This window comes from Pontibacter rugosus, from assembly GCF_042678745.1.
Taxonomy (GTDB): Bacteria; Bacteroidota; Bacteroidia; order Cytophagales; family Hymenobacteraceae; genus Pontibacter; species Pontibacter rugosus.
The window spans coordinates 1-5,270 of the sequence record NZ_JBHTLD010000277.1; the positions used below are offsets into that span (position 1 = coordinate 1).

Below are 5,270 nucleotides of genomic sequence, written 5' to 3' on the forward strand. Positions count from 1 at the left end.
CTTGAGTTTTAAAATAGAGGCTATCTTTAAACTCTTCAAAGCAGCGAATATTAAAAAAGCGCCTTATAGTCCACTCCTCAGCGTGAGAAGGGGTGAATGAATGGCAATAAAGGAATACCTGTGAAATGCTAGCTTAATTTCCATTGAAACCCTTTGTTGTGGGTTTGGAATCTGAATCTGTTTCTAACTGCTTGTTAGCACCTCTATAGTTGGTTATATATAGAATAAATAATACAATTAATTATGTTTAACATCCTGTGCAAAGTTTGATTCTATGGGTTTTAAAGTATATTTACACATCATAAGAAGTACTTAATAACCACTGCACGAATAAACTATGGCGCAATACCCTGAACTGTTTCTAGTTAAAGCTTTTACCACTACTGCCGATGGAGGCAATGCAGCAGGAGTTGTGTTGTTTGCAGATGCTCTAAAACAGCAACGGAAGCAAGAAATTGCTGCAAATTTAGGCCTCTCAGAAACTGCCTTTGTCTCTGAATCAGCAGTAGGAGACGTGAAAGTGGAGTTTTTTACGCCTAACCGCCAAATTCCTCATTGCGGACATGCAACGGTGGCAACCTTTGGCTTACTGCTGGAAAAAGGCATGGTGCAGGAGCCCGGTGCTATAAAAGAGTCTATTGTAGGCCCGCGGCAGATTAGCTTAAAGAAAGGCAAAGTATACCAGGCACAACTTGCTCCAAAGTATAAATCGTTGGCCGATGCAAGTATAAGTGCCAGCGAAGTCGCAACCTCCTTAAATCTGCAGGTAGATGATTTGGTACTGGAGCCGCTGTTGGTAAGCACAGGCGTGTGGTTTTTATTGGTGCAGGTGCCGAATGAAGAAGTGCTGCGTAGCTTGCAGCCAGATCAGTCGAAAATAGAGGCTATCTCTGAAAGGTTGAACCTGGTGGGTTACTATGTCTTCACAACTGCTACAGAAGCCGCTGATGCCTCTGCGCGTATGTTTGCCCCTAGCTATGGCATTCCGGAAGAATCGGCTACAGGCATGGCCGCAGGGCCACTGGCATGCTACCTCTATGAGCATATGAATTTTAAGGCGGCTACCTATATGATACACCAGGGCTACCTGATGCAGCCTGCTTCTCCAAGTCAGATTGAGGTGCAACTATACCTGGATGACACAAAAATAAGCGGCTTACAGGTTGGTGGGCCTGTGGTGGTGGTAGAGCAGTTAGCGCTTTAATCTTTGTGTCGGCGGTTAAAGCTGCCTTCCATCTTTTTCTGCAAAGTAGTGGCATTCCAGTATCCGCTGGCAATTATGCGGCGGATAGAGTGCAGCGGCTCTAGTGTGTCCTGAGCGGCTGCCAGTTGGAAAGAGGCTGTAGTGCCCCGGTTCTTCAATTCCGGTATTGCTTCGCTGTTCCATAATCCAAATGGATAAGCAAAATAGGTAATAGGATGCCCTACTATTTCTTCAAGCACTTGCTTCGGCTTTTCCACCTGCGTCAGCCAATCATTGACTGCGTATTTTTTTACATTATGATGATCCCATGTATGGCTCCCAATTGTGTGCCCTTTTTCAGCTAGCTCACGCACCTGCTGTTTACTCATATAGCGTGGCCTGCCCAGCGAAACAGTCATCACAAAGAACACACCTTTAAAGCCATACTTCTCTAGCACAGGAGCCGCCACTTCATACTGACTTAGGTTTGTATCATCAAACGTAAGCATAATGGCCTTGGGAGGAAGCTTAGCACCTGTCGTCAGGTAAGCCAGCAGCTCATCTGGTGAGATGCTATGGTACCCGCTATCAGCTAGAAGTTTTATCTGCTCTTCAAAATTCCTTACAGGTACAATATAAGTCTTAGCCTGTTCTGAGTCAGATGCTGTCCAGTCTCTTATCTGGTGGTAGCATAGGATGGGAACTTCGGGTCTGGCAACTATAGCGGCGGCATCTGCGGAAAGGTCTATAACCGGAGAGACCGGTTCAGGGGGTGTGGTAGTTTCTGTTGGTGTGGCCTCTACAGAAGACTCAGAAACTACCGGCAACTTATCTATATTGGTTTCTGGAGTCTGATTGCACGCAGAGGCAAGTATAGCCAATGCCAGGCAAAGCGTATAAGTAATGGGGGAGAAGCGTGTAAACATGTTCAGGTTCAGAAACTGGAAGTTAGGCAATTCAGCTGAACAATTAATACTTATACATGCATAGAACCAAAAACTCCCGCTCGGTGGGCGGGAGTTCTGGAGTTTAGTTTAGCAAGGTAAGCGTGTAAGTGGATTTATATGATCAAGCATGAAGCGTAGATCCTTTAAAAATTAGTACTGGCCTGCTACATTGGCCATGTATTTCTGTCCTGAGCCGGTGTTTAGCAGCAGGATAGAATCAGCCGCAGACAGTACCCCTTTTTGCAGCAGCTTTTTGGCGGCTATCCATACGGCAGCACCCTCGGGTGCTACAAAAAGTCCTTCGTGCCTGCCTATTTCCTGTAGCCCCTGAATCATTTCTGCGTCGGTTATGCCCACAGCTGTGCCTTTAGATTCATGCAGCACCTGTAGCATCATTTGCTCTCCTATAGGGCGTGGAACGGCCAGACCATTGGCAATGGTTGCTTTACCTAAATACTGTTGCGCATTAGCCTGTCGCTGAAAGTAGGTTTCTACCAGTGGCTGGCAATTAGCTGCCTGCACGGCAATCATACGAGGCAGTTTCACCTCTTTGCTTAGCCAACCTAATTGTTGCATTTCTTTGAAAGCTTTCCAGATACCGATGAGGCCAGTTCCGCCGCCGGCAGGGTAGAGTATGACATCAGGCAAAGACCACTGCAATTGTTCGGCTATTTCGTAGCCCATGGTTTTCTTACCTTCCAGTCGATAAGGCTCTTTAAGGGTAGATACATCCAATAAACGCCCATCAGTGTTCAGCTCTTTTGCCTTGGCTGCGCAATCGTTTATCAGGCCATCTACCAGCACCACTTCAGCACCATACCAGTAGCACTCTTCCTTGAAAGAATCAGGCGTATGGCGTGGCATCACTACTACGGCTCTCATTCCTGCTTTTGCACAATAGGCAGCCATGGCTACGCCTGCGTTACCGGCAGTTGGCACAATACAACCCTCTACGCCAAATTCCTTCGCTTTAGAAATAGCCATACTTAAGCCTCGCGCTTTAAAAGAGCCGGTTGGGTTTTGGCCTTCATCCTTCAAAAGCAGCTGATGCAGTTTATATTTTGCGGAGAGGTTATTTAAATGTAAAATAGGAGTAAAGCCTTCGCCCAGGCTAACAATGTTTTCTTCGTGCAGCACCGGTAGCAACTCGCGGTAACGCCACATAGTAGCCTCGCGGTGCAATATATCTTCTTTTTTGAATGACCGCTTAAGATCATACTCAGCCGCAAGCGGTAAGCTGCAACAAGCAGAAAGCGTCTGAGGCTCGAAAGCGGAATGAGCTTTGCCGCACTTTGAGCAATTTAGCTGCTCAATTCGACTGATTTGGTCTATTGTGGTGTCCATAGAAGTTGATTTCCAGGACGAAATAGCTATTTAGTTATGATCAAACAAAATGGTATTTAGGAATAGGCTATTCCTTATTGGAATACTGGCGTTTGGTGAACTGAATGAAATTCCCGAATAACTGATCGTTTTCGGTGCCTTTCCTTTGTATAAAGTAAAACTGGCGCTTTACCTCTAGCGCTGCCACCTGCAGCTCTAGGAGCTCGCCTGACTCCAGCTCTTTCAAAACAGCAGGTCTGGGCAGGAACGAGAGACAGGAATCATCGGCCCGCACAAAATTCTTCAATGCCTCGGTGCCTCCCAACCTGATCTTTACAGGTATATCGTTCAGTCTGATGCCTTTTTGTAGCAGTGCCTCTTCCAGCACTGCAAGTGTGCCAGAGCCGTATTCGCGGAGGGCCAGCGGTATGTTGTATAGGTCCTGCAATTTAAGTTTCTGGTGGCGAAGCTGGTTTTTAGAAGAACATACCGGTATCACTTCGTCCGAGATAAAAGGCGTGTAAGTTACGTTGCTCACCTTGTTGATCCCTTCTATGATTCCTAAGTCGATTTCATGATCAATAAGCGCTTTTAATATGTTTTCTGAGTTTCTGTTTTTGAGGGTTATCTGCACATTAGGGTTCTGGGCCAGGTAAGAAGAAAGCACGGGCGGCAGAATGTAAAGAGAGATCGTTGTGCTGGAGCCAAGTATCATGCGAACCTGGGGCAGAAAATCAGTGCTAAAACTTTTAAATTCTTCGTAAAGCTCGTGCTGCAGCTCTTTGGCCACGAGTAGTTTCTGGTAGAGCAGCTTACCGGCAGGAGCGAGGCTAATGGTGTTGCCGTGTCTCTCAAAAAGGCCAACTTTATAATATTCTTCCAGCGCCTTTACATGCTTGCTAATGGCCGATTGGGTGATAAACAACGTCTGGCTTGCCTTAGTGAAGGAAAGGAGGCGGGCAACTTCAAAAAAAATCTCGTGGCGTTGTGACAGCATAAAGTGAACCTGAGTAACACGTGTGCTGCAAATTAAGTATTTCTGGTGAGGAAGCTATACTTGCCTGGTGTAGCCTGGTGCTCAGCCAATTTAATCTTTTGAGCTGGCAATACTTCTAGAAAACCTGTTTAGGTAACCTTGCAAGTTATTTCTGATTCAGAGTTTCTGATTTTTATTTTGGCGCAGCACTAGTTTATCAGCTCACTCTTAATGCGCTGCATAATTTGCACATGGTGGTCGAAGTGATCCTGTAGGAAGGATAGTGTTTGGTTGATGTTGAGGTAGCCGACTCTGGGATGTTTGAAGATACCTTTATCAAGCAGGTGGTGAGGCATACTGGTAAGCTCATCCTCTAACTGAAATCTTACCTTATCCCAGTTCTGACGTAGCGCAGGCAGGTGAGCGGTATCCGGAACAGTGGCTACTGCTGCAGGGGCTTTATACTTCTTGCCAGATTTCAACGCTACTTTTAGCAGGAAAGCCTTTACAGCCTGTGCAAAGGTAGAGTCCCGAAGTTTATCCTGTTGCTGTAGTTTGTACCGTATTCCGCCAAGTGCGGCATCATCCACTATTACCAGATGCGCCACATGCTGGTTCAGGCTCCATTTGCCAGCGGCAGGCATGCTGTTTAGCTGCGCATCATCCAGGCTCTCCAACTCATCAAGCAGAAGGTTTCTTGTCTGCTCCAGGCGCAGGTACTTGCTTTCTAATTTTGCGTCCATTTGCTGTGTTTGGCTGTGCATGCTTTACTCCAAGTATTAAATCAAAATGACTAAAGCTAAAGTACATTTTTTTTCAGAACATTTAATATTAGTATTGC

General features: G+C 46.0%; 5 protein-coding genes. 1 reads left to right on the forward strand and 4 read right to left on the reverse strand.

Annotation, left to right across the window (positions count from 1 at the left end; genetic code table 11):
- Positions 1-337 precede the first annotated feature (337 nt).
- Positions 338-1,204 carry a PhzF family phenazine biosynthesis protein gene (locus ACFQ2O_RS19710; RefSeq protein ID WP_377532078.1) on the forward strand — a complete coding sequence of 289 codons (867 nt, stop codon included), beginning with the start codon at positions 338-340 and terminating at the stop codon, positions 1,202-1,204.
- Here the strand turns inward: ACFQ2O_RS19710 and ACFQ2O_RS19715 are convergent.
- The 4 genes from ACFQ2O_RS19715 to ACFQ2O_RS19730 all read right to left on the reverse strand — a co-directional run bounded on the left by ACFQ2O_RS19715 (position 1,201) and on the right by ACFQ2O_RS19730 (position 5,193).
- Positions 1,201-2,139 carry a polysaccharide deacetylase family protein gene (locus ACFQ2O_RS19715; protein ID WP_377532081.1) on the reverse strand — a complete coding sequence of 313 codons (939 nt, stop codon included), beginning with the start codon at positions 2,137-2,139 and terminating at the stop codon, positions 1,201-1,203. The two genes, ACFQ2O_RS19710 and ACFQ2O_RS19715, sit on opposite strands and share 4 nt — an antisense overlap.
- Positions 2,140-2,280: 141 nt before the next feature.
- A complete protein-coding gene (locus ACFQ2O_RS19720) occupies positions 2,281-3,474 on the reverse strand; it encodes a threonine synthase (RefSeq protein WP_377532083.1) in 1,194 nt (397 codons plus the stop codon).
- A 67-nt stretch (positions 3,475-3,541) separates the two neighbouring features.
- Positions 3,542-4,450, reverse strand: a complete 909-nt coding sequence (locus tag ACFQ2O_RS19725; RefSeq protein ID WP_377532085.1) for a LysR family transcriptional regulator — start codon at positions 4,448-4,450, stop codon at positions 3,542-3,544.
- 188 nt (positions 4,451-4,638) lie between these two features.
- On the reverse strand, positions 4,639-5,193 hold the full coding sequence (locus ACFQ2O_RS19730) for a DinB family protein (protein WP_377532088.1): 555 nt from the start codon (positions 5,191-5,193) through the stop codon (positions 4,639-4,641).
- Between the last annotated feature and the right edge of the window lie 77 nt (positions 5,194-5,270).